This is a genomic window from Methylobacterium sp. D48H (genome assembly GCF_053345715.1).
The window spans coordinates 1-337 of record NZ_JBKFAP010000110.1 but is presented as its reverse complement, the minus strand read 5'-3'; the positions used below and the strand labels follow the sequence as shown (position 1 = coordinate 337).

1 protein-coding gene is annotated in these 337 nt (G+C 74.8%); it reads left to right on the top strand.

The features are described 5' to 3' along the window. The coding region (locus ACLBX8_RS31700; protein ID WP_447716415.1) for an efflux RND transporter permease subunit at nucleotides 1–337 on the top strand (337 nt) is incomplete at both ends.

The following is a 337-nucleotide window of genomic DNA, read 5'->3' as shown; positions in this document are numbered from 1 at the left end:
GCCCCGCGTTCCGCTCCGGCAGCGACGTCGACCGCATCCGCCAGCGGGTCAACGAGCGCCTGGCGGCGCTCGCCGGCCGCATGCCGGCCGGCGTGGCGGCGCCCGCCATGACCCCGTTGACCTCCTCGGCGCTGACCGTGCTCCTCGTGGGTCTCACCTCCGAGACCCGCGACGCCATGGACCTGCGCCAGGTCGCGGAGTGGACCGTGCGGCGGCGGCCCCAGGCGGTGCCCGGCATCGCCCAGGTCTCGATCTACGGCGGCGGCGTGCGCGCCCTGCAGATCCAGGTCCGCCCCGACGACCTGATTCGCTTCCAGATCGGCCTCAACGACGTCCT